The organism is Pseudomonas aphyarum, assembly GCF_028657055.1.
GTDB classification, from domain to species: domain Bacteria; phylum Pseudomonadota; class Gammaproteobacteria; order Pseudomonadales; family Pseudomonadaceae; genus Aquipseudomonas; species Aquipseudomonas aphyarum.
This window is the reverse complement of sequence record NZ_JAMDGS010000015.1, coordinates 223,663-248,481: the sequence shown is the minus strand read 5'-3', so window position 1 is coordinate 248,481 and position 24,819 is coordinate 223,663. Positions and strand designations below refer to the sequence as shown.

The following is a 24,819-nucleotide window of genomic DNA, read 5'->3' as shown; positions in this document are numbered from 1 at the left end:
TCTGATGAAAAAGGCGTCCCTTGCGGGCGCCTTTTTTGTGTCCGCGATTTGGCTCTCCGCCGCCCAGGCCTTCTGCCCGGCGCCGTCCGGGCTGGACAGCGCCACGGTGCAGCGGGTGGTCGACGGCGACACCCTGCGCCTGAACGACGGGCGCAATGTGCGGATGATCGGCCTCAATACGCCCGAACTCGGCAAGCAGGGTCGCAGCGACGAGCCGTTTGCCGTGGCTGCGCGCAAACGCCTCGAAGCTCTGGTCGCCGAGAGCGACGGGCGGGTTGGCTTGCGCCTTGGTGCCCAGCCCAAAGACCATTACGGCCGCACTCTGGCTCATGTTTTCAGCGCCAAGGGTGAGAATCTCGAAGCGCAGATGCTCGCCGATGGCCTCGGTTTCCAGGTCGCGGTGGCGCCGAATGTCGATCTGGTCGATTGCCAGCAAGCCGCCGAACGCCGCGCGCGAAAGGCCGGGCTGGGCCTGTGGAAACGCTCACCTGTACTGAAAGCGGAGCAGATCGAGCGCTCGGGTTTCGCGCTGGTCAGCGGTCGTGTGAGCAAGGTTCAACGCAATCGCGGCGGAATCTGGATCGAGTTGCAGGACAAGCTTGTACTGCGTGTTGCACCCAATCTGCTGGATCGCTTCGATGCCTCCTCTCTGCAGGCCTTGAAGGGCAAGCAGATCGAGGCTCGTGGCTGGGTGGTCGACCGTTCCCGGCGCGGTGGACTGAAATCAGGTCAGGCGCGCTGGCTGCTGCCGCTGACCGATCCTTCGATGCTCCAGCCGTCTCGTTGAAGAAAAAATTGTAGACATTTTTTCTATCGATTGTGAACAGTCTAGCCCTTGTGCGCCGTGGCTCTTGGCCCAAAGTCGTAGGGCAGGGCGCTTGACAGGGGTGACCGGGCAGTCTTGTGGGGACTTTGCGAGGCGCGTATCCTCGCTGACCAGTCTGTCCAACAGTAAAAAGCGGAATGCCAAAATGTCTGATCTGAAAACTGCCGCTCTCGAATATCACGCCAATCCTCGTCCAGGAAAGCTGAGTGTCGAGCTCACCAAGGCCACTGCTACCGCCCGCGACCTGTCGCTGGCCTACAGCCCCGGCGTAGCTGAACCAGTGCGCGAGATCGCCCGCGATCCTGAACTGGCCTACAAGTACACCGGCAAGGGCAACCTGGTTGCAGTCATTTCCGATGGCACCGCGATTCTGGGCCTGGGTAACCTCGGCCCACTGGCTTCCAAGCCAGTCATGGAAGGTAAAGGCGTGCTGTTCAAGCGCTTCGCCGGCATCGACGTCTTCGACATCGAAGTCGACTCCGAAAGCCCGCAAGCCTTCATCGACACCGTAAAACGCATTTCCATCACCTTCGGTGGCATCAACCTGGAAGACATCAAGGCGCCTGAGTGCTTTGAGATCGAACGCGCTCTGATCGAGCAGTGCGACATTCCGGTATTCCACGATGACCAGCACGGCACCGCGATCGTGACCGCTGCGGGCATGATCAACGCCCTGGAAATCGCTGGCAAAACCCTGGCCGACGCCAAGATCGTCTGCCTGGGCGCTGGCGCAGCCGCCATCTCCTGCATGAAATTGCTGGTGAGCATGGGCGCCAAGGTCGAGAACATCTTCATGGTTGACCGTACTGGCGTGATCCACGCTGGCCGTGACGACCTGAACCAGTACAAGGCTGTGTTCGCTCACCCTACCGAGAAGCGCACCCTGGACGACGCCATCGAAGGCGCTGACGTATTCGTGGGTCTGTCGGGCCCGAACCTGCTGAGCGCCGAGCAACTCAAGCGCATGGCGGCCAACCCGATCGTCTTCGCCTGTTCCAACCCGGATCCGGAAATCTCCCCGGAACTGGCTCACGCCACCCGTAACGACGTGATCATGGCCACCGGCCGTTCGGACTACCCGAACCAGGTCAATAACGTACTGGGCTTCCCGTTCATCTTCCGTGGTGCCCTGGACGTTCGTGCCAAGCGCATCAACGAAGAAATGAAGATCGCTGCCGCCAACGCCCTGCGCGAACTGGCCAAGCTGCCGGTCCCTCAGGAAGTCTGCGACGCCTACGGCGGTATCTCCCTGGAATTCGGCCGTGAGTACATCATTCCGAAGCCAATGGACAAGCGCCTGATCACCGTGATCTCCGACGCCGTGGCCAAGGCCGCGATCGAGACTGGTGTGGCGACCCTGCCGTATCCGAAGAACTACCCGCTGAAAAGCGTGGATGACGTGTTCAACGGCTAAGTCGTTGTAGCGCTTCATGAAGAGCCCCGCTTTTTAAGCGGGGTTTTTTTTGCTCGTGAAAATGCGTTCCGGCTTCAAGGGCGGCCCTCACCCTAACCCTCTCCCAAGGGGAGAGGGGACCGAATGGGGGATATTGGTGAGTTACGCCGACGTGAAGGTCCTGCTGTGAATCCATAATCGACTCGGTTATTCAGGTCGACGTACAGCGCCAGACACCTCGGTCGGTCCCCTCTCCCCCTGGGAGAGGGCTAGGGTGAGGGCGGCTCTTGATGTGAAACGCCATTCTCAGTACGACAGAAAACAAAAAGCCCCGCACTCCTCACGAAGGCGGGGCTTTTTAGCAGTTGAGGATCAGAACAAATCGATCGGCGCCTGCTCATCCGCCGGCAGCGGACTGCCCGGCACTGCGCCATTGCCGATCTCGTTGACCGACGGTGGCGTGTCCTCAGCCTTGAACAGCTCGAAGTAAGCGCCCGGAGTGCTCGGCGATGCCGCGCGACCGCTGACCGGGTCTACCCGCAGGCTGAGGATGCCTTCCGGCTCCGGCTGGACATGCGGTGGCTTGTCCTTGAGCGCGGCGGCCATGTAGTTCATCCAGATCGGCAGTGCCACAGTGCCGCCGAATTCCCGGCGACCGAGGCTTTCCGGCTGGTCGAAACCGGTCCACACGGTGGTCACGTAGTCGGCGTTGTAGCCGGAGAACCACGCGTCCTTGGATTCGTTGGTGGTACCGGTCTTGCCGGCGATGTCGCTGCGGCCCAGTGCCAGTGCGCGACGGCCGGTGCCGAGCTTGATCACGTCCTGCAACATGCTGTTGAGGATGTAAGTAGTACGGCCGTCGACAATGCGCTCGGCAACTGCCGGTGCTTGCGGCACGGCGGCGCTGCCCGGCGCTTCACCCGGAACCGGCGCTGCATTGACGGTAAACGATTCGGTAGCGGGTGCCGCGATGCCATCGGTGGCCGCGCCGCCCTGCGGTACGGTCGGCGGGTTGGCGACGAACAGCGTGTCGCCGTTGCGGCTTTCGATCTTGTCGATGATGTACGGGGTGATCTTGAAGCCGCCGTTGGCGAAGGTGCTCCAGCCGGTGGCGATCTCCATTGGCGTCAGGGTCGCGGTGCCCAGCGCCAGGGACAGGTTTGGCGGCAGGTCCTGCTTGTTGAAGCCGAAACGGGTGATGTAGTCGATGGTCTTGCCTACGCCCATGGCCTGCAGCAAGCGGATCGAAACCAGGTTGCGCGACTTGTACAGCGCCTCACGCAGACGGATCGGGCCGAGGAAGGTGTTGGTGTCGTTCTTCGGACGCCAGACCTTGTCCAGGTACTCGTCGACGAACACGATCGGCGCGTCGTTGACCAGGCTGGCGGCGGTGTAGCCGTTATCCAGCGCAGCGCTGTAGACGAACGGCTTGAAGCTCGAGCCCGGCTGACGCTTGGCCTGCATCGCGCGGTTGTAGTTGCTCTGCTCGAAGGCGAAACCGCCGACCAGCGAGCGGATCGCGCCGTTCTGCGGATCCAGCGACACCAGCGCGCCTTGCGCCTGCGGAATCTGGCTGAACTTCAGCGAATTGTTCGGCTGGCGCTGCACGCGAACCAGATCGCCGATCTGTGCCACATCCGACGGCTGACGCGGGTTGGCGCCCATGCTGTTGGTATTGAGGAACGGACGGGCCCATTTCATGGTGTCCCACGCCACGTGCTCTTCGCCGGTGCGGGTCAGCACTTGCAGGCCGGTTTTGTCGACCTGGGTGACGATGGCCGGCTCTAGGCTGCTGATGGTGCGTTGCTTGGTCAGTTCGGTCGCCCAGGCTTCACGGGTCTTTCCCGGCAGGCGCGATTCAGGGCCACGGTAGCCATGGCGCTGATCGTAGGTCATCAGGCCTTCGTGCAGCGCGGTATTGGCCATTTCCTGGAGGTTGCTCGGCACCGTGGTGGTGACGCGGAAACCTTCGGTGTACGCGTCGCTGCCGTAGCGACCGACCATTTCCGCACGGGCCATTTCGGCGATGTACGGCGCGTTCACTTCCGGGGTCGGCACGTGGTAGCTGGCGTTCAGCGGCTCGTTGATCGCGGCGGTGTAGTCGGCTTCGGTGATCTTGCCGAGCTTGTACATGCGGCCGAGGATCCAGTCGCGACGCTCCTTGCTGCGCGCCGGGTTGGCCAGCGGATTGAAGCGCGACGGGGCTTTCGGCAGGCCGGCGATCATCGCCATTTGCGCCAGGCTGACTTCGCGGATCGACTTGCCGTAATACACCTGCGCCGCCGCCTCGATGCCGTAGGCGCGGTTGCCCAGATAGATCTTGTTCACGTACAGCTCAAGGATCTCATCCTTGGTCAGCTGGCGTTCGATCTGCAGGGCCAGAAGGATTTCAGTGGTCTTGCGCGAGAAGCTGCGTTCGCTGGTCAGGAAGAAGTTCTTCGCCACCTGCATGGTGATGGTGCTGCCGCCGGACTGGATGTGCCCGCTCTTGACCAGTTGGGTCGCGGCACGCATCAGGCTGCTCGGATCGACGCCATAGTGATTGGCGAAGTTGTCGTCTTCAGCACTTAGTAACGCATTGATGAAATTGGGGGGAATGTCGGCGAAACGGATCGGTGTGCGGCGCATTTCGCCAAATTCTGCGATCAACTTGTTATCGCTGCTGTACACCCGGAGCGGAATCTGCAACTGAATGCTTCTCAGCGCCTCCACAGATGGCAAACCCGGACTAAGGTAAAGAAACGCGCCGCTGAGACCTAAAAGCAGTCCGCAGAAAACGGCGACGATGGACCAACCGAAAAATTTCAGCAGACGAATCAAGGCTTTTGGACATCCACGGCAAAGAATGAATTGGGCGACAGGGTTCCGGGTAACACACAGAACGACCCGCGCCGGCAGTAAAAAGCGGAAAAAATCGCTGGGCATTATAAGCACTTTTCCGCTGGGGGCGTCATTTGCGCTTCTGTCAAGACGGGGCGAGGGAACGCAATGCGCATTACAGAGTCCGTAACTCACGGATAGTCATAGGGAATTGGTAGTGCTAGGACTCTTCAATAAAAAGACCAATACGTTACTGGGGATCGACATCAGCTCCACATCGGTGAAGCTGCTGGAGCTGAGCCGTCAGGGTGAGCGCTACCGGGTCGAGGCGTACGCGGTGGAGCCGTTGCCGGCGAGTGCCGTGGTCGAAAAGAACATCGCCGAGCTCGAGGGCGTCGGCCAGGCCCTGTCCCGGGTGCTGGTCAAGGCGCGCACCGGGTTGAAAACCGTGGCGGTGGCAGTGGCCGGTTCGGCGGTGATCACCAAGGTCATCGAGATGGACGCCGGGCTGTCGGACGATGAACTGGAAAACCAGCTCAAGATCGAGGCCGATCAATACATTCCCTATCCGCTGGACGAGGTCGCCATCGACTTCGAAGTCCAGGGCGTTTCGCCGCGCAACCCCGAGCGGGTCAACGTGCTGCTGGCCGCCTGTCGCAAGGAAAACGTCGAAGTCCGCGAAGCGGCGCTCGCCCTCGCCGGGCTGACCGCGCGGGTGGTGGATGTCGAGGCTTATGCGCTGGAGCGCTCGTTTGGCCTGCTGGCTACGCAACTGGCCGCGTCCCAGGATCGTCTGACGGTGGCCGTGGTCGACATCGGCGCCACCATGACCACCCTCAGCGTCCTGCACAACGGCCGGATCATCTACACGCGCGAACAACTGTTCGGCGGTCGACAACTGACCGAGGAAATCCAGCGCCGTTATGGCCTGACCCTTGAACAGGCGGGGCTCGCCAAGAAGCAGGGCGGCCTGCCGGACGATTACGTCAGCGAGGTGCTGCAACCGTTTCGCGAAGCACTGGTGCAGCAGGTGTCGCGCTCCCTGCAGTTCTTCTTCGCCTCCGGCCAGTACAACGCCGTCGACCACATTCTGCTGGCCGGCGGCACGGCGTCGGTGCCCGGGCTCGACCGGCTGATCGAAGAGCGCCTGAACACCCCGACCCAGGTTGCCAACCCGTTTTCCGACATGGCCTTGAGCAGCAAGGTCAACGCCGGGGCCCTGGCGAGCGATGCGCCGGCCCTGATGATTGCCTGCGGGCTCGCGCTCAGGAGTTTCGACTGATGGCGCGGATCAACCTTTTACCCTGGCGCGAGGAACGTCGCGAAGAACGGCGCAAGCGCTTCCTGCTGGCCTTGACCGGTGTGGTGGTCGGTTCGGTGGGGGCGGTGCTCATTGCCGACCAGATCATCAGCGCCGCCATCGCGCGGCAGGTCGCGCGCAATGACTACATCGGCAAGCAGATCGCCGTGGTCGATGAACGGATCAAGCAGATCAGCGAGCTCAAGGCCCATCGTCAGCAACTGGTGGAGCGCATGCGCATCATCCAGGACTTGCAGGGCAACCGGCAGATCAGCGGGCGGATCTTCGATCAGCTGGCGCGCACCTTGCCCGACGGGGTGTATTTCACCGACGTGAAAATGGTCGGCAAGACCCTGTCGATCAGCGGCGCGGCGGAGTCGAACAATCGGGTGTCCGACCTGATGCGTAACCTCGATGCCTCCGACTGGTTCGATGCGCCCAACCTCAATGAAGTGAAAGCCACCACCGCTGGCCAGGTGGATCAGGCCAACGTTTTTCAATTGACCGTTCGCCAGACTCGGCCCCGGCTAGAGGAGGCCGACCAATGAAGCCGTCCGAGTGGCTGGACAGCCTGCGCAATGTCGATTTCAACGACCTGGACACCAGCAACATCGGTTCCTGGCCGCCAGTGGTCAAAAGCCTGGCCGGCGGGCTGTTGATGGTGCTGGTTTTGGCGCTTGGCTATAACTTTTTCATCAGTGACATGGAGAGTCAGCTCGAAACCAAGCGTGAGGAGGAAATCACCCTCAAGGAACAGTTCGCGAGCAAGGCGCATATGGCGGCCAATCTGGAGCTGTACACCCAGCAGATGAAAGAGATGGAAAACTCGTTCGGCGTGCTGTTGCGGCAATTGCCCAGTGACACCGAAGTGCCGGGGTTGCTGGAAGACATCACCCGCACCGGGCTGGGCAGCGGTCTTGAATTCGAAGAGATCAAACTGCTGCCGGAGGTCACCCAGCAGTTCTACATAGAACTGCCCATCCAGATCACCGTGACCGGTGCCTATCACGACCTTGCGACTTTCGTCAGCGGCGTGGCCGGTTTGCCTCGGATCGTCACCCTGCACGATTTCGAGCTGGCGCCGGCCAATCCCGAAGGCGGGCCCAAGTTGCGCATGAGCATTCTGGCCAAGACCTACCGCTACAACGACAAGGGGCTGCAGAAATGAGCCCGATCCGTTTTATCGCCTTGTCGGCATTGTTATTGATGCTCGGTGGCTGCGGCGGCGATGACTTCAGTGACCTCGACGCCTACATGAATGAAGTGCGCCTGCGTCCGCCGGGCAAGATCGAGCCGACCCCGACCTTCCGCTCCTACCCGACATTCACCTACAGCGCCGCCAACCTGCGCAGCCCGTTTTCGCGTCAGCTGCGGGTTGATCTGGCCGGGCAGAAACACGGCTCGCGCGACGTAAAGCCCGATCCCAACCGGGTCAAGCAATACCTCGAAGGTTTCAACATCGAGCAATTCGAAATGGTCGGCACGATTGCCAACGCCTCCGGTTCCTTCGCGTTGCTGCGGGGGGCGGGCGGGGTTCATCGGCTCAAGGTTGGCGATTACCTGGGCCGCAACGACGGGCGCATCGTTGCCATCAGCGCTTCACAAGTCGATGTGGTGGAAATCGTTCCGGATGGCCAGGGCGCCTGGCTTGAGCGGCCGCGCACCATTCCTTTGAAAGAGCACTCATAAGTGGAAGTCGAATAATGAACAGGATTTTTTCCACCCTCGGTTTTTCGCTATGGATGGCGCTGCTTTCACCGATGGTACAGGCAGCCAATCTGAAGGCGCTGGACGTCGCGGCACTGCCGGGCGACCGGGTCGAGCTGAAGCTGTCGTTCGACGGTCCGCCCCCGCAGCCCAAGGGCTACACCACTGATTCTCCGGCGCGGATCGCCCTCGATCTGCCGGGTGTCGCCAGTCAGCTGACGAGCAAGACCCGTGACCTGGGCAGTGGCAATGCCCGCACGGCCACGGTGGTCGAGGCCAATAACCGGACGCGGCTGATCATCAGCCTGACGCAACTGGCGCCTTACGACACCCGGGTCGAAGGCAATACGGTATTCGTGGTGGTCGGGCAGGGCAGCAAAGCCGCTGCCACGCGTCCGGCGGCTCGTGCACCACGCGCAGCACCTGCGGCAGCACCGGTCCGCACGTTTGCACCGACCGCCAGGGCCATTCGCGGCGTGGATTTCCAGCGTGGCACGGCGGGCGAGGGCAACGTGGTCATCGATTTGTCCGACCCGGCCATCGCCCCGGACATTCAGGAACACGACGGCAAGATCATCCTCAATTTCGCCCGTACCCAATTGCCCGAGCCGCTGCGGGTGCGCCTCGACGTCAAGGATTTCGCCACCCCGGTGCAGTTCGTCAATGCCGGTGTCAGCGGTGATCGCGCGACGATCACCGTCGAACCCAACGGTACGTTCGACTATTCCACTTACCAGACCGACAACAAACTGACCGTCAGCATCCGGCCGTTGACCGTCGATGATCTGCAAAAGCGCAACGCCGACCGCAACAGCTATAACGGCGAAAAGCTTTCTCTCAACTTCCAGGACATCGATGTGCGTTCGGTGCTGCAACTGATCGCCGACTTCACCAACCTCAATCTGGTGGCCAGCGATACGGTGCAGGGCGGTATTACCTTGCGCCTGCAGAACGTGCCGTGGGATCAGGCGCTGGATCTGGTGCTCAAGACCAAGGGCCTGGACAAGCGCAAGGTCGGCAACGTGTTGCTGGTGGCGCCGGCGGATGAAATCGCTGCGCGCGAGCGGCAGGAACTGGAATCGCAGAAACAGATCGCCGAGCTGGCGCCGCTGCGCCGCGAGCTGCTGCAAGTGAACTACGCCAAGGCTGCGGACATCGCCAAGCTGTTCCAGTCGGTCACCAGTGCCGAGGCCAAGGTCGACGAGCGGGGTTCGATCACCGTCGATGAGCGGACCAACAACATCATTGCCTACCAGACCCAGGATCGCCTCGACGAGCTGCGGCGGATCGTGGCGCAACTGGATATTCCGGTGCGCCAGGTGATGATCGAGGCGCGGATCGTCGAGGCCAACGTCGATTACGACAAGAGCCTGGGCGTGCGTTGGGGCGGTTCGATCCAGAACAAGGGCAACTGGAACACTTCCGGGGTCAGCAACGGTTCGTCGACCACCATCGGTACGCCGGGCAGCACCAGCACCAACTCGCCGTTCGTCGACATGGGCACGGTCAACAATACGTCCGGGATCGGCATCGCGTTTATCACCGACAACGTCCTGCTCGACCTTGAGCTGACCGCGATGGAGAAGACCGGCAACGGCGAAATCGTCTCGCAGCCCAAAGTGGTCACCTCCGACAAGGAAACCGCGAAGATCCTCAAGGGCACCGAGATCCCGTATCAGGAAGCCAGCTCCAGCGGCGCTACATCGGTGTCGTTCAAGGAGGCGTCGCTGTCGCTGGAAGTGACGCCGCAGATCACCCCGGACAACCGCATCATCATGGAGGTCAAGGTCACAAAGGACGAACCGGACTACCTGAACAAAGTGCAGGATGTACCGCCGATCAAGAAGAACGAGGTCAACGCCAAGGTGCTGGTGAATGACGGCGAGACCATCGTGATCGGGGGCGTTTTCTCAAATACTCAAAGCAAGGTTGTAGATAAGGTGCCATTTCTTGGCGATGTGCCGTATCTTGGCCGCCTTTTCCGGCGTGATGTGGTTTCGGAGAAAAAATCCGAGCTGCTGGTATTTCTCACTCCGCGTATCATGAATAACCAGGCGATTGCTGTGAGTCGTTGATTCTGTGCGAAATTTGATTCTTGTAGGACCGATGGGGGCTGGAAAAAGCACCATCGGCCGATTACTGGCCAAAGAGCTGCGCCTGCCGTTCAAGGATTCCGACAAGGAAATTGAACTGCGTACGGGCGCCAATATCCCGTGGATCTTCGACAAGGAAGGCGAGCCCGGCTTTCGTGACCGTGAGCAGGCGATGATCGCCGAGCTGTGCGCGTTCGACGGCGTGGTGCTGGCGACCGGCGGCGGCGCGGTGATGCGCGATGCCAACCGCAAGGCCCTGCACGAGGGCGGGCGGGTGGTGTATCTGCACGCCTCCGTCGAACAGCAGGTCGGCCGCACCTCCCGCGACCGCAACCGGCCGTTGCTGCGCACCGCCAATCCGGAGAAAACCCTGCGCGACCTGCTGGCGATCCGTGATCCGCTCTATCGGGAAATCGCCGATCTGGTGGTGGAAACCGACGAGCGGCCACCGCGCATGGTCGTGCTCGATATTCTCGACCGCCTGCAGCAACTTCCGCCCCGTTAAAGCGCCGCACGAAATGCGCTATCCTCGGCGACCTGTAATGGCCGCCAGGGGTTGTGGCGGATGGCGTGCGAGTGGCGTCACACCAGCACATGCCGTGAACATTCGATAATTCCAGGCAGGACGCCTGCTTCATCTTCATCGTGGGGACACATGCAGACACTCAAGGTCGACCTAGGCGAGCGCAGCTACCCGATTCACATTGGCGAAGGATTACTGGACCAGCCTGAGCTGCTGGCCCCGCATATCCACGGGCGGCAAGTGGCAATCATCTCCAACGAGACCGTTGCGCCGCTCTATCTCGAGCGTCTGACCCGCAGCCTGGCGCAGTTCTCGGTGGTTTCCGTGGTGCTGCCCGACGGCGAAGCCTTCAAGAACTGGGAAACCCTGCAACTGATCTTCGACGGCCTGTTGACCGCCCGTCATGACCGCCGCACCACGGTGATCGCCCTCGGCGGCGGTGTGATCGGCGACATGGCCGGTTTCGCGGCCGCCTGCTACCAGCGCGGCGTCGATTTCATCCAGATTCCTACCACGCTGCTGTCCCAGGTCGATTCGTCGGTGGGCGGCAAGACCGGGATCAACCATCCGCTGGGCAAGAACATGGTCGGCGCGTTCTATCAGCCGAACGTGGTGCTGATCGATACCGCGTCCCTGAAAACCCTGCCAGCGCGCGAGCTGTCGGCCGGTCTGGCGGAAGTCATCAAATACGGTTTGATCTGCGACGAGCCGTTCCTGACCTGGCTCGAAGACAACGTCGACGCCCTGCGTGCGCTGGATCAAACGGCCCTGACCTATGCCATCGAGCGCTCCTGCGCCGCCAAGGCTGCAGTGGTCGGCGCCGACGAGAAGGAAACCGGCGTACGCGCCACCCTCAATCTCGGCCACACCTTTGGCCACGCCATCGAAACCCACATGGGCTATGGTGTCTGGTTGCATGGGGAAGCGGTCGCCGCTGGCACCGTGATGGCGCTGGAAATGTCCGCGCGCCTCGGCTGGATCAGTGAGCAGGAGCGCGATCGCGGCATTCGCCTGTTCCAGCGTGCCGGTCTGCCGGTGATCCCGCCGGAAGAGATGACCGAAGCCGATTTTCTTGAACACATGGCAATTGACAAAAAAGTGATCGACGGTCGCTTGCGCCTGGTGCTGCTGCGCCGGATGGGCGAAGCGGTGGTGACCGACGATTATCCGAAAGAGGTTCTACAGGCCACGCTGGGAGCGGATTACCGCGCTCTGGCTCAGCTTAAAGGTTAATAAGATTCCGATGACTAGTTTGCATGCCGACGAGGCGTTCCTCGGCCATTTCCAGTTAAGTCACGACCCTTTCGCGCCGCGGGTGCCGGGCTTCAAATTCTTCCCGGCCCAGCGCAAGCCGGTGCTGGGTCAGCTGCATCATCTGGCGCGTTACAGCCAGTTGCTGCTGGTGGTCACCGGCCCGCAGGGCAGCGGCAAGACCCTGCTGCGCCAGGCGCTGGTCGCCAGCACCAACAAGCAATCGGTGCAGAGCGTCGTCGTTTCCGCCCGTGGCGCCGGCGATGCAGCCGGTGTGCTGCGCCAGATCGCCCAGGCGCTGGACGTGGCCCAGGCCGAAGTCGGGGCGATCCTCGATCAGGTCGTGCAGCTGGCGCTGACCGGTCAGGAAGTCTATCTGCTGGTGGACGATGCCGAGCAGCTCGACGAGTCCGCGCTTGAAGCGCTGATGGCGCTGGGCGCCGGCGCGCCGGAAGGCCGCCCGCATGTGTTCCTGTTCGGTGAGTCGTCGCTGATCGCACAACTCGAGGCTTTGCACCTTGAGGAAGAGCGCTTCCACGTCATCGAATTGCAGCCGTACACCGAAGAAGAAACCCGCGAGTATCTCGACCAGCGGCTCGAAGGCGCGGGCCGGGGTGTCGAACTTTTCACCGCGGATCAGATCTCTGATATTCACGAAAGCTCCGAGGGTTGGCCCGGCAATATCAACCAGGTCGCTCGCGATGCTCTGATCGAAGTCATGATTGCCAGCCGCTCTGCGGTCAAGCGTCCAAGTATGGGGTTCAACATGCCGAAGAAACACGTATTGGCGATTTCCGCCGTCGTTGTGGTCGCGGTCGCTGCCGCCTGGCTGATGCCGGGTCGCAACAAGGCACCGACCACCGGTGCGCCGGCCAACGAGCAGGCGCAACTGCCATTGGGCCAGGGCACGCCGCAGGCGGGTGGCGCACCGTCCGTCGAATTCAACGGCAATACCCAGCCGATGCCGCTGCCGCTGGTCGGCAACTCGCAACCGGTGATGCGCGGTCCGCTGGCTGAGGCGGCGGGTGGTATCACTGAAGGCGACGACGGTGTGCCGGTAGAAGGCTCCAGCAACACGCCGCCGACCGTGACCACCACCGCGCCACCTGCGGGCGTTCAGGCCGGCCCTGCGCCGACCCCGGTTCCAGTTCCGGCACCGAAGCCGACCCCGGCGCCGACCCAGGTCGCTACCGCCAAGCCTGCTCCGGCCGCTCCAGCGGCCAAACCGGCTCCGGCACCTGCCAAGCCTGTTGCCGCCGCCAAACCGGCCGAGAAGCCGGTCACCGTCGCCAAGGCCGCCGGTGGCAGCTGGTACGCCGGTCAGCCGACCAGCAACTACGTGGTGCAGATCCTCGGCACCAGCTCCGAAGCGACCGCGCAAAGCTTCGTCAAGGAGCAGGGCGGTGAGTACCGTTATTTCAAGAAAGTCCTCAACGGCAAGCCTCTCTACGTGATCACCTACGGCAACTTCGCCAATCGTGATGCAGCCGTTTCTGCCATCAAGGCCTTGCCAGCGAAGGTTCAGGCTGGTAAACCTTGGCCTCGCACTGTCGCCAGCGTCCAACAGGAACTGGCAACAACTCGCTGAAGATTCGGCGGCCTTACCCAGGCCGCCTCTCCAAGCACCTCAAAATTTCTACAAGTGCGCGCCGCCCTTACGGGCCGCGTGCCTTGTGGTGTCTGCGTCACAGTAGTCTTTGAGTCGTTGCGGTCAAAATTAAAAAAGTTTTGACTAGCACAGCAGATCGCTTTAAACCTTTCACAAATGCGACATGAATTTGCGACATTTCGTCGTCAAATTTGTGAGCCTCTGTGTCGCTGTGTACAATGACCACCCTTTTGCCCCCGCTAAGCCGGCGTACGTTCGGCGCGAGATGCAAGTGGTTGAATTGAAAAGAAATTTGCCTCGAAAAGAGGCAGCCTGGTGAGAAAGTGTCTATGAAAGCAGGTCTGTACCAACCAGATGAATTCAAGGATAACTGCGGTTTCGGCCTGATAGCCCATATGCAGGGCGAACCCAGTCATACCCTTTTGCAAACGGCCATTGAGGCCCTGACCTGCATGACCCACCGCGGTGGGATTAATGCCGACGGCAAGACCGGTGACGGTTGCGGTCTGCTGATTCAAAAGCCCGACGCGTTCCTGCGTGCCATTGCCCAGGAAACCTTCAGCGTCGAGCTGCCCAAGCAATATGCCGTGGGCATGGTCTTCTTCAATCAGGATCCGGCCAAGGCCGAAGCCGCTCGCGAGAACATGAACCGCGAGATCCTCGCTGAAGGCCTGCAACTGATCGGCTGGCGCAAAGTGCCGATCGACACCAGCGTCCTCGGCCGCCTGGCCCTTGAGCGCCTGCCGCAGATCGAGCAGGTGTACATCGGCGGCGAAGGCCTGAGCGATCAGGACATGGCGGTCAAGCTGTTCAGTGCACGTCGTCGTTCGTCCGTGGCCAACGCCGCCGACACCGATCACTACATCTGCAGCTTTTCCCACAAGACCATCATCTATAAAGGCCTGATGATGCCGGCCGACCTGGCCGCGTTTTATCCGGACCTGAGCGACGAGCGCCTGCAAACCGCGATCTGCGTGTTCCACCAGCGCTTCTCCACCAACACCCTGCCGAAATGGCCGCTGGCTCAGCCATTCCGCTTCCTCGCCCATAACGGCGAGATCAACACCATCACCGGCAACCGCAACTGGGCCCAGGCCCGTCGCACCAAGTTCACCAACGATCTGATGGATCTGGAAGAACTCGGCCCGCTGGTCAACCGTGTCGGTTCCGACTCCTCGAGCATGGACAATATGCTCGAACTGATGGTCACCGGTGGCATCGACCTGTTCCGTGGCGTGCGGATGATCATTCCGCCAGCGTGGCAGAACGTCGAAACCATGGACCCGGATCTGCGTGCGTTCTACGAGTACAACTCGATGCACATGGAACCGTGGGACGGCCCGGCCGGCGTGGTAATGACCGACGGTCGCTACGCGGTGTGCCTGCTCGACCGTAACGGTCTGCGCCCGGCGCGCTGGGTCACCACCACCAACGGTTTCATCACCCTCGCGTCGGAAATCGGCGTGTGGGACTACAAGCCTGAAGACGTGATTGCCAAAGGCCGTGTCGGCCCGGGCCAGATCTTCGCCGTGGACACCGAAACCGGGCAGATCCTCGACACCGACGCGATCGACAACCGTCTGAAATCCCGTCATCCGTACAAGCAATGGCTGCGCAAGAATGCCCTGCGCATTCAGGCGACCATGGAAGACAACGATCACGGTTCGGCTTTCTACGACGTCGATCAGCTCAAGCAATACATGAAGATGTATCAGGTCACGTTCGAAGAGCGCGATCAGGTACTGCGTCCGCTTGGCGAACAAGGCTACGAAGCTGTCGGCTCGATGGGCGATGACACGCCGATGGCCGTGCTGTCCCAGCGCGTGCGCACGCCGTACGACTATTTCCGTCAGCAGTTCGCGCAGGTGACCAACCCGCCGATCGACCCGCTGCGTGAAGCGATCGTGATGTCGCTGGAAATCTGCCTCGGTGCCGAGCGCAACATCTTCCAGGAGTCGCCGGAACACGCCTCTCGCGTGATCCTCAGCTCGCCGGTCATTTCCCCGGCCAAGTGGCGCTCGCTGATGAACCTCGACCGCCCGGGTTTCGAGCGGCAGATCATCGACCTCAACTACGACGAAAGCGTCGGCCTCGAAGCGGCGATCCGCAACGTCGCCGATCAGGCTGAAGAAGCCGTGCGTGCCGGTCGTACCCAGATCGTTCTGAGCGACCGTCATATCGCCCCGGGCAAACTGCCGATCCACGCTTCGCTGGCCACCGGCGCGGTGCACCACCGCCTGACCGAAAAAGGCCTGCGCTGCGACTCCAACATCCTGGTGGAAACCGCCACCGCACGCGATCCGCACCACTTCGCGGTGCTGATCGGTTTCGGTGCCTCGGCGGTCTATCCGTTCCTGGCCTACGAAGTGCTGGGCGACCTGATCCGTACCGGTGAAGTCTTGGGCGACCTCTACGAGGTGTTCAAGAACTACCGCAAAGGCATCACCAAAGGCCTGTTGAAGATCCTGTCGAAGATGGGTATCTCGACCATCGCGTCCTATCGCGGTGCGCAGCTGTTCGAAGCGATCGGTCTGTCCGAAGAAGTTTGCGAGCTGAGCTTCCGTGGCGTGCCGAGCCGCATCAAGGGTGCGCGTTTCGTCGACATCGAAGCCGAGCAGAAAGCCCTGGCCACCGAAGCCTGGAGTCCGCGCAAGCCGATCCAGCAGGGCGGTCTGCTGAAGTTCGTCCACGGTGGCGAATATCACGCGTACAACCCGGACGTGGTCAACACCCTGCAAGCCGCCGTGCAGCAGGGCGACTACGCCAAATTCAAGGAATACACCTCGCTGGTGGACAACCGTCCGGTCTCGATGATCCGCGACCTGTTCAAGGTCAAGACCCTCGAGACGCCGCTGGATATCAGTGAAGTCGAGCCGCTGGAATCGGTGCTCAAGCGCTTCGACTCCGCCGGTATTTCGCTGGGCGCCCTGTCGCCGGAAGCTCACGAAGCCCTGGCCGAAGCCATGAACCGCCTCGGTGCGCGTTCCAACTCCGGCGAAGGCGGCGAAGACCCGGCGCGCTACGGCACCATCAAGAGCTCGAAAATCAAGCAGGTCGCGACCGGCCGTTTCGGTGTGACCCCGGAATACCTGGTCAACGCCGAAGTGCTGCAGATCAAGGTCGCTCAAGGCGCCAAGCCGGGCGAGGGCGGGCAACTTCCGGGCGGTAAAGTGAACGGGCTGATCGCCAAACTGCGTTACGCAGTACCGGGCGTGACCCTGATTTCGCCACCGCCGCACCACGACATCTACTCGATCGAAGACTTGTCGCAGCTGATCTTCGACCTGAAACAGGTCAACCCGAAGGCGCTGGTTTCGGTGAAACTTGTGGCTGAAGCAGGCGTCGGCACCATCGCCGCCGGTGTGGCCAAGGCCTATGCGGACTTGATCACCATCTCCGGTTACGACGGCGGCACCGGTGCTTCGCCGCTGACCTCGATCAAATACGCGGGCGCTCCGTGGGAACTTGGCCTGGCCGAAACCCACCAGACCCTGCGCGGCAACGACCTGCGCGGCAAGGTTCGGGTCCAGACCGACGGCGGCCTGAAAACCGGCCTCGACGTGATCAAGGCAGCGATCCTCGGCGCTGAAAGCTTCGGCTTCGGTACCGCGCCGATGATCGCGCTGGGCTGCAAATACCTGCGTATCTGCCACCTGAACAACTGCGCCACCGGCGTCGCGACCCAAAACGAGAAGCTGCGCAAGGATCACTACATCGGCACTGTCGACATGGTGGTGAACTTCTTCACCTACGTCGCCGAAGAAACCCGTGAGTGGCTGGCCAAGCTCGGCGTGCGTTCCCTCGAAGAGCTGATCGGCCGTACCGATCTGCTGGAAATCCTCGAAGGCCAGACCGCCAAGCAGCATCACCTGGATCTGACCCCGCTGCTGGGCAGCGATCACATCCCGGCGGACAAGCCTCAGTTCTGTGGCGTCGAGCGCAACCCGCCCTTCGACCAGGGCCTGCTGGCCGAGAAAATGGTCGAGATGGCGACATCGGCGATCAACGACCTCAGCGGCGCCGAGTTCGATCTGGATATCTGTAACTGCGACCGTTCGATCGGCGCACGGATCTCCGGCGAAATCGCGCGCAAGCACGGCAACCAGGGTATGGCGAAAGCGCCAATCACCTTCCGCTTCAAGGGCACTGCCGGTCAGAGCTTCGGCGTGTGGAACGCCGGCGGTCTGAACATGTACCTGGAAGGCGACGCCAACGACTACGTCGGCAAAGGCATGACCGGTGGCAAGCTGACCATCGTGCCGCCGAAGGGCAGCGTTTATAAGACTCAGGAAAGCGCCATCATCGGCAACACCTGCCTGTACGGCGCCACGGGCGGCAAGCTGTTCGCCGCCGGCACCGCAGGCGAGCGTTTCGCCGTGCGCAACTCCGGTGCCCACACGGTCGTGGAAGGCACTGGCGATCACTGCTGTGAGTACATGACCGGTGGTTTTGTCTGCGTTCTGGGCAAGACCGGTTACAACTTCGGCTCTGGCATGACCGGCGGCTTCGCCTACGTGCTCGACCAGGACAACACCTTCGTTGACCGGGTCAACCACGAACTGGTGGAAATCCAGCGGATCAGCGGCGAGGCGATGGAAGCCTATCGCAGCCACCTGCAGAACGTGCTGAACGAGTACGTCGCGGAAACCGACAGCGAGTGGGGTCGTGAACTCGCCGAGAACCTCGATGACTACCTGCGTCGTTTCTGGCTGGTCAAGCCGAAGGCTGCCAACCTGAAGTCGTTGCTTTCCAGCACCCGTGCCAACCCGCAGTGATATGCGCCTGAAGAGTTTGATGAGGTTTTAACAATGGCTGAACGTCTGAATAACGACTTCCAGTTCATCGATGTCGGGCGCAAGGATCCGAAGAAGAAACTGTTGCGTCAACGCAAGAAAGAGTTCGTGGAAATCTACGAACCGTTCAAACCCCAGCAGTCGGCCGACCAGGCCCACCGCTGCCTGGGTTGCGGCAACCCGTACTGCGAATGGAAGTGCCCGGTGCACAACTTCATTCCGAACTGGCTGAAGCTGGTGGCCGAGGGCAACATCCTCCAGGCCGCCGAGCTGTCGCACCAGACCAACACCCTGCCGGAAGTCTGTGGCCGGGTGTGCCCGCAGGATCGTCTGTGCGAGGGTGCCTGCACCCTCAACGACGGCTTCGGCGCGGTGACCATCGGTTCGGTCGAGAAATACATCACCGACACCGCGTTCGCCATGGGCTGGCGCCCGGACATGTCCAAGGTCAAACCGACCGGCAAGCGTGTCGCGATCATCGGCGCAGGCCCGGCGGGTCTGGGTTGTGCCGACGTGCTGGTGCGTGGCGGCGTGACGCCGGTGGTGTTCGACAAGAACCCGGAAATCGGCGGTCTGCTGACTTTCGGCATCCCCGAGTTCAAGCTCGAGAAGACCGTGCTGAGCAATCGCCGCGAAGTCTTCACCGGCATGGGCATCGAATTCCGCCTCAACACCGAGGTCGGCAAGGACGTGACCATGGAACAACTGCTCGCCGAATACGATGCCGTGTTCATGGGCATGGGCACCTACACCTACATGAAGGGCGGTTTTGCCGGTGAGGACCTGCCGGGCGTTTATGACGCGCTGGACTTCCTGATCGCCAACGTCAACCGCAACCTGGGCTTTGAAAAGTCGCCGGAAGATTTCGTCGACATGAAAGGCAAGAAGGTCGTGGTGCTGGGCGGCGGCGACACGGCGATGGACTGCAACCGCACGTCGATCCGCCAGGGCGCCAAGTCGGTGACCTGCGCCTATCGTCGTGACGAAGCGAACATGCCCGGCTCGCGCAAAGAGGTGAAGAACGCCAAGGAAGAAGGCGTGAAATTCCTCTACAACCGCCAGCCGATCGCCATCGTTGGCGAGGACAAGGTCGAAGGCGTGAAAGTGGTCGAGACCCGTCTCGGCGAACCGGACGCCCGTGGCCGTCGCAGCCCTGAGCCGATCCCGGGCTCCGAAGAGATCATCCCGGCTGACGCCGTGGTCATCGCTTTCGGTTTCCGCCCGAGCCCGGCGCCATGGTTCGAGCAGTTCGAAATCCAGACCGACAGCCAGGGCCGTGTCGTTGCGCCCGAGCAGGGTCAGTACAAGCACCAGACCAGCAACCCGAAAATCTTCGCCGGTGGCGACATGGTGCGCGGTTCTGACCTGGTGGTGACGGCGATCTTCGAAGGCCGCAATGCGGCTGAAGGGATCCTGGATTACTTGGGCGTTTAAACCCCGGATCCTGAGCCAAACGCAATAACCCTGTGGGAGCGAGCTTGCTCGCGAAAGCGGTCTGTCAGTCAACTTCAACGTTGGATGTACAGGCCTATTCGCGAGCAAGCTCGCTCCCACAGTTGTTTCTCAGTGTTGCTGATAGCCCATTTCCAGCGCGACAAATTGACCCGATAGACAAAAGGCTGACCTGCATCCGTGCCTTTTGCGTCGCGCTCTGAGAAAATGCCCGCACTTTTTTTCCGGATGCCGACATGACTGCCCTGAAGAACGACCGTTTCCTCCGCGCCCTGCTCAAGCAACCCGTAGACGTCACCCCTGTGTGGATGATGCGCCAGGCCGGCCGCTACCTGCCGGAATACCGTGCCAGCCGCGCCCAGGCCGGTGATTTCATGAGCCTGTGCATGAATCCGGAATTCGCCTGCGAAGTCACGCTGCAACCCCTCGACCGCTATCCGCAACTGGACGCGGCGATCCTGTTCTCCGACATCCTCACCATTCCCGATGCCATGGGCCAGGGCCTGTACTTCGAGACCGGTGAAGGTCCGCGCTTCAAGAAAGTCGTCAGCACCCTGGCCGACATCGAAGCCCTGCCGATCCCTGATCCGCACAAAGACCTCGGCTACGTGATGGACGCGGTCAGCACCATCCGCCGCGAACTGAACGGCCGTGTACCGCTGATCGGTTTCTCCGGCAGCCCGTGGACCCTCGCCACCTACATGGTCGAAGGCGGTTCCTCGAAAGACTTCCGCAAGACCAAGGCGATGCTCTACGACAACCCGCAAGCCATGCACCTGCTGCTGGACAAGCTGGCGCAGTCGGTGACGTCGTACCTGAACGGCCAGATCCAGGCCGGCGCGCAAGCGGTGCAGATCTTCGATACCTGGGGCGGCAACCTGTCGGCGGCGGCGTATCAGGAATTCTCCCTGGCCTACATGAAGAAAATCGTCAGCGGCCTGATCCGCGAGCACGACGGTCGCAAGGTGCCGGTGATCCTCTTCACCAAGAACGGCGGCCTGTGGCTGGAAAGCATCGCCGACGCCGGCGCTGACGCACTGGGCCTGGACTGGACCTGCGACATCGGCAACGCCCGCGCCCGCGTCGGCGACAAGGTCGCGCTGCAAGGCAACATGGACCCGACCGTGCTTTACGCCAAGCCTGAAGCGATCCGCACCGAAGTCGGGCGCATCCTCGCCAGCTACGGCAAGGGCAGCGGCCACGTGTTCAACCTTGGCCACGGCATCACGCCGGAAGTCGACCCGGAACACGCCGGCGCGTTCCTGCGCGCGGTGCACGAGTTGTCGGCGCAGTACCACGAGTAATCGGCGCTCAGCGCTAATGGTAGAAAACAAAAACGCCCGGCTTATGCCGGGCGTTTTTTTGTGGGCGGGAATCAGGCTTTGACGCCACCCAGCGGCGGCAATTTCGCCAGCTTCAACGCCACCAACAGCGCCACCAGCAGCAACGCGCCAATGAACAGACCAATCCCGTTCCATCCCGCCATATGCCAGAACACCCCGCCCGCCGTCCCTGCAATACTCGACCCGGCGTAATAGCTGAACAGGTACAACGACGACGCCTGGCCCTTGGCCTTTAGCGCCCGACGGCCGATCCAGCTGCTGGCCACCGAGTGGGCGGCGAAGAAGCCGAAGGTGAAGATCAGCATGCCGATGATCACCAGCGGCAGTGGTGTGAACATCGTCAGGGCGAGGCCGGCGAACATCAGGGCGATGGTCGCCCACAGCACTTTGCGGCGGCCCAGTTTGTCGGCCAGCGAACCGATTTTTGCTGAGCTGTAGATGCCTGACAGGTACACCACCGACAGCAGCCCCACAAACACTTGATCCATGTGGTACGGCTCGGCCAGCAGGCGATAACCGATGTAGTTGAACAACGTGACGAACGCGCCCATCAGCACGAACGCTTCAAGGAACAGCAGCGGCAGGCCGGCATCGCGAAAGTGCATGGTGAAACCGTCGAGCAGGCTGCGCGGGTGCAGCGAGCGGGAGCGGAAGTTGCGCGACTCCGGCAGGATCTTCCAGAACACCGCCGCCGCGATCAGCGCCAGCCCACCGATCACCATCATCGCCGTGTGCCAGCTGACGAAGTCGATCAGCACACCGGTGATCAACCGCCCGCTCATGCCGCCAATCGCGTTGCCGCCGATGTACAAACCCATCGCCAGACCGATGTGCTGCGGATGGATTTCCTCGCTCAGGTACGTCATCGCCACCGCCGCCAGGCCGCTCAGTGACAGTCCGATCAGCGCACGCATGATCAATACGCCGTGCCAGCTCGGCATCATCGAACTGGCGATGGTGCACAGGGCCGCGGCAAACAGCGCGGCGACCATCACCGGCTTGCGCCCGACCCGATCGGAAATCGGGCCGGTGATCAGCAGACCGAACGCCAGCATGCCGGTGGCCACCGACAGGATCAGACTGCTCTGCGCCGCGTTGATCGAATATTCGTGGGACAGCAGCGGCATCATCGGCTGCACGCAGTACAGCAGAGCGAAGGTGGCGAAGCCGCCGCTGAACAGCGCGAGCACCGTGCGCATGAACGCGGGCGTGCCTTTCTCGATGTAGATTTCTTGCAGTTCGGTCAGCACATCGTCCGCCGCAGCGGGCGGGACTTCATGGGCCAGTGGAGCGACGGCGGTTTTCACATCAGACCTCGGAGGGTGCGGGCAGGCAGGCAATGAAAAAATCATATAGCTGGCTAATGTTTCTATCCAATATATTGTTCGACCTGTTTGATAGCTTTCACGACCTAATGGGGTGCCCATGGAATTACGTCATCTGCGCTACTTCATCGCCGTTGCCGAAGAACTGCACTTCGGCCGCGCCGCACAGGTGCTGGGTATCTCCCAGCCACCGCTGAGCCAGCAGATTCAGGCGCTGGAACAGGAAGTCGGCGCACGGCTTTTCGAGCGTACCAATCGTCGGGTCGAGCTCAGCGAGGCCGGGCGGCTGTTTCTGGAGGAAGCGCGGCTGGTGCTCGCGCAAGTCGATAAGGCGGCAGACGTGGCGCGCCGTGCGCAACTCGGCGAGTTGGGTGAACTGAAGATCGGCTTCACCTCTTCGGCGCCGTTCAACTCGACCATTCCCCAGGCGATCTTCTCTTTTCGCCAGCGCTTTCCGGCCGTGCACCTGAACCTGCGGGAGATGAGCAGCACCATGGTGGCGGATGCCCTGGTGGACGAGTCGATCGAAGTCGGCATCATGCGCCCGCTGGGTTTGCCGGATTCGCTCAGCGTGGTCGAACTGATGCGCGAGCCGCTGGTGGCCGTGCTCAGCTCCAAACATCCGTTGGCGCAGGGCTCTGAAGAGGGGCTGTTTCTCTCGGCGCTGGCCCTCGAACCGTTCGTGTTCTTCCCGCGCAGCTACGGCAGCGGTCTGTATTCACAGTTGATCAGCCTGGCCCGCGACGCAGGCTTCAGTCCTCACTTCGCCCAGGAGGCCGGCGAAGCCATGACCATCATCGGTCTGGTGGCCGCAGGTCTGGGCGTGTCAGTGATGCCGGCGTCGTATCAGCGGATGCGCATCGACGGCGTGGTCTACCGGCCGCTGCTCGATCCCGAGGCCGTAACGGCGGTGTGGCTGGTGCAGCGCAAGGATCAGAAATCACCGATGGCCAAGGCGTTTGTCGAACTGCTCACGCGCAAAGTTGAAGCCGGTTGATCAGGGCAGCCGCACCAGATCACCCTTCAACGCCACCCGCGTGACAAAGATGCCGGCTCGACATTCGTAAGTGTTCAGATCCTTGCGCACATGCTGGTCGTAGTAGCTGACGATATTGGTCACCGCATTCGCCCCGACGCGTTTGGCCTCGGCCTGCAACGCGATCAGATTCGACTGCAACACCCACTCGCAGGAGTCGTGATCGCTCTTGTTGAAACCGTTGGTCTTCAAGTCGCTGACCACCCCGCGCTGCAACAACCGCTGAGTCCCCTGAGGCCCGTTGCCGACCAGATAAAACTTCACACTGCCATCCAGCCGCCCGGCGCGCACTGCATCCGACACGACTGTTTCGAACGGCATGTACATCAGATTGGTGGCGTGGCTGGCGCTGGGCAGCAGGCTGAGCAGGGCGGCGGTGATCAGGGCTTTCGCTTGCATGGTCGTCTCCTTGACGTAACGCGCAGCAAATCACGGGTATGACGAGTGTAGACGCCGTATATCGGACAGAGAGAAGTCCATGTAGAGTGCGTGTAGCTCAACGGCTACAGCTGATCTCGAGACATCAAGCAAGCCAGGCTCATCGCGGAATCCTGGCAGGAGCAAAACCCATGACCGAACAATTCACTCGTTGGGACTCAGCCGAGTACCTCAAGACAGAAGAGGACATGGCCAACTATCTGGATGCCTGCATGGAAGAGGCGGGGGACGACCCGGCTTTTATTGCCAAGGCACTTGGCACGATCGCTCGGGCGCGTGGCATGACCCAGGTCGCGCGGGATGCAGGGCTTTCACGGGAAAGCCTTTATCGCGCACTGTCAGGTGAGGTAAATCCCGAGTTTGGAACGATCCTCAAAGTCATGAAAGCGCTGGGGCTGAAGTTGCATGCCAGCACATGATCTGAATTGAAAAGGGCGCCGAAAGGCGCCCTTTGTCGTTTCCGGCCGTTACTGAACCGTCGCCAGATCGCCCTTCAATGCAACGCCGGCCATGATTGCGCCCGCGTGGCATTCGTAGGTTTTCGCATCCTTGCGCTCGTTGCTCTTGTAGAAGCTGACGATGTTGGTCACGGCGTTGGCGCCAGCGCTTTTGGCGGCCTGGTGCAGGCTGATGATCGCCGATTGCACGACCCACTCGCAGGCTTCCTGGTCGGTCTTGTTGAAGGCGTTGGTCTTCTTGTTGGTCACGGCGCCGGGGCTGACGACGGTGACTTTGCCGGCCGGGGCGTTGCCCGCCAGATAGAATTTCACGCTGCCGTCGATCTTGCCGGTGCGGGTCGCCTCTGCGACCGCTTTGTCGAACGGCAGGTACACCGCCGTGTCACGGGCCTGGCTGACGGCCGGCAAGGCGCAGATGAGCAGGGTGGCAGCGAGTTTCTTGAAATGCATGG

The 24,819-nt window shown here is 61.6% G+C and carries 19 protein-coding genes; 15 read left to right on the top strand and 4 right to left on the bottom strand.

What is annotated here, in order from left to right; all coding sequences use genetic code 11:
* Positions 1 to 4 precede the first annotated feature (4 nt).
* Positions 5 to 787 (top strand): thermonuclease family protein, encoded by a 783-nt coding sequence (locus tag M5G18_RS24070; RefSeq protein ID WP_273896977.1) that lies wholly within the window; start codon positions 5 to 7, stop codon positions 785 to 787.
* Positions 788 to 971: 184 nt separating this feature from the next.
* Complete coding sequence (locus tag M5G18_RS24065) at positions 972 to 2,240, top strand: malic enzyme-like NAD(P)-binding protein (RefSeq protein ID WP_007952395.1); 1,269 nt, start codon at positions 972 to 974, stop codon at positions 2,238 to 2,240.
* A 351-nt stretch (positions 2,241 to 2,591) separates the two neighbouring features.
* On the opposite strand, the gene M5G18_RS24060 is transcribed toward M5G18_RS24065, so the two are convergent.
* Positions 2,592 to 5,036, bottom strand: coding sequence for a penicillin-binding protein 1A (locus tag M5G18_RS24060; RefSeq protein ID WP_420793304.1), 2,445 nt, complete (start codon positions 5,034 to 5,036; stop codon positions 2,592 to 2,594).
* Positions 5,037 to 5,256: 220 nt separating this feature from the next.
* Between M5G18_RS24060 and M5G18_RS24055 the strand changes: the two genes are divergently transcribed.
* From M5G18_RS24055 to hemE, 11 genes are all read left to right on the top strand, one after another.
* On the top strand, positions 5,257 to 6,321 hold the full coding sequence (locus tag M5G18_RS24055) for a pilus assembly protein PilM (protein WP_273896979.1): 1,065 nt from the start codon (positions 5,257 to 5,259) through the stop codon (positions 6,319 to 6,321).
* Positions 6,321 to 6,887: a PilN domain-containing protein gene (locus M5G18_RS24050; protein WP_273896980.1), complete on the top strand. Its 567-nt coding sequence runs from the start codon at positions 6,321 to 6,323 to the stop codon at positions 6,885 to 6,887. The genes M5G18_RS24055 and M5G18_RS24050 overlap by 1 nt, the downstream gene beginning before the upstream one ends.
* Positions 6,884 to 7,507: a type 4a pilus biogenesis protein PilO gene (gene pilO, locus M5G18_RS24045; protein WP_273896981.1), complete on the top strand. Its 624-nt coding sequence runs from the start codon at positions 6,884 to 6,886 to the stop codon at positions 7,505 to 7,507. Before M5G18_RS24050 ends, pilO begins: the two co-directional genes overlap by 4 nt.
* Positions 7,504 to 8,028: a pilus assembly protein PilP gene (locus tag M5G18_RS24040; RefSeq protein WP_273896982.1), complete on the top strand. Its 525-nt coding sequence runs from the start codon at positions 7,504 to 7,506 to the stop codon at positions 8,026 to 8,028. Before pilO ends, M5G18_RS24040 begins: the two co-directional genes overlap by 4 nt.
* Before the next feature lie 14 nt (positions 8,029 to 8,042).
* Positions 8,043 to 10,121 carry a type IV pilus secretin PilQ gene (locus M5G18_RS24035; protein ID WP_273896983.1) on the top strand — a complete coding sequence of 693 codons (2,079 nt, stop codon included), beginning with the start codon at positions 8,043 to 8,045 and terminating at the stop codon, positions 10,119 to 10,121.
* Between the two features lie 4 nt (positions 10,122 to 10,125).
* Entirely contained in the window at positions 10,126 to 10,644 is a 519-nt protein-coding gene (gene aroK / locus M5G18_RS24030; RefSeq protein ID WP_045121685.1) for a shikimate kinase AroK, read from the top strand.
* Between the two features lie 150 nt (positions 10,645 to 10,794).
* On the top strand, positions 10,795 to 11,895 hold the full coding sequence (gene aroB, locus M5G18_RS24025; RefSeq protein WP_011332082.1) for a 3-dehydroquinate synthase: 1,101 nt from the start codon (positions 10,795 to 10,797) through the stop codon (positions 11,893 to 11,895).
* 10 nt (positions 11,896 to 11,905) lie between these two features.
* Entirely contained in the window at positions 11,906 to 13,501 is a 1,596-nt protein-coding gene (locus M5G18_RS24020; RefSeq protein ID WP_007952374.1) for an AAA family ATPase, read from the top strand.
* 350 nt (positions 13,502 to 13,851) lie between these two features.
* Positions 13,852 to 18,297 carry a glutamate synthase large subunit gene (gltB, locus tag M5G18_RS24015; protein ID WP_273896987.1) on the top strand — a complete coding sequence of 1,482 codons (4,446 nt, stop codon included), beginning with the start codon at positions 13,852 to 13,854 and terminating at the stop codon, positions 18,295 to 18,297.
* 33 nt (positions 18,298 to 18,330) lie between these two features.
* Positions 18,331 to 19,749 carry an FAD-dependent oxidoreductase gene (locus tag M5G18_RS24010; RefSeq protein ID WP_007909438.1) on the top strand — a complete coding sequence of 473 codons (1,419 nt, stop codon included), beginning with the start codon at positions 18,331 to 18,333 and terminating at the stop codon, positions 19,747 to 19,749.
* A 254-nt stretch (positions 19,750 to 20,003) separates the two neighbouring features.
* On the top strand, positions 20,004 to 21,071 hold the full coding sequence (gene hemE / locus M5G18_RS24005) for a uroporphyrinogen decarboxylase (protein ID WP_007952372.1): 1,068 nt from the start codon (positions 20,004 to 20,006) through the stop codon (positions 21,069 to 21,071).
* A gap of 71 nt (positions 21,072 to 21,142) precedes the next feature.
* On the opposite strand, the gene M5G18_RS24000 is transcribed toward hemE, so the two are convergent.
* Positions 21,143 to 22,417 (bottom strand): MFS transporter, encoded by a 1,275-nt coding sequence (locus tag M5G18_RS24000; RefSeq protein ID WP_273896988.1) that lies wholly within the window; start codon positions 22,415 to 22,417, stop codon positions 21,143 to 21,145.
* A 118-nt stretch (positions 22,418 to 22,535) separates the two neighbouring features.
* Between M5G18_RS24000 and M5G18_RS23995 the strand changes: the two genes are divergently transcribed.
* Positions 22,536 to 23,432 (top strand): LysR family transcriptional regulator, encoded by an 897-nt coding sequence (locus M5G18_RS23995; RefSeq protein WP_039766450.1) that lies wholly within the window; start codon positions 22,536 to 22,538, stop codon positions 23,430 to 23,432.
* On the opposite strand, the gene M5G18_RS23990 is transcribed toward M5G18_RS23995, so the two are convergent.
* On the bottom strand, positions 23,433 to 23,870 hold the full coding sequence (locus M5G18_RS23990) for an excinuclease (protein ID WP_273896989.1): 438 nt from the start codon (positions 23,868 to 23,870) through the stop codon (positions 23,433 to 23,435).
* Positions 23,871 to 24,040: 170 nt separating this feature from the next.
* Here M5G18_RS23990 and M5G18_RS23985 point away from each other — a divergent pair, with 170 nt between their 5' ends.
* Positions 24,041 to 24,328 carry an addiction module antidote protein gene (locus tag M5G18_RS23985; protein WP_011332089.1) on the top strand — a complete coding sequence of 96 codons (288 nt, stop codon included), beginning with the start codon at positions 24,041 to 24,043 and terminating at the stop codon, positions 24,326 to 24,328.
* Between the two features lie 48 nt (positions 24,329 to 24,376).
* On the opposite strand, the gene M5G18_RS23980 is transcribed toward M5G18_RS23985, so the two are convergent.
* Positions 24,377 to 24,817 (bottom strand): hypothetical protein, encoded by a 441-nt coding sequence (locus tag M5G18_RS23980; RefSeq protein ID WP_007952363.1) that lies wholly within the window; start codon positions 24,815 to 24,817, stop codon positions 24,377 to 24,379.
* Positions 24,818 to 24,819: the final 2 nt, after the last annotated feature.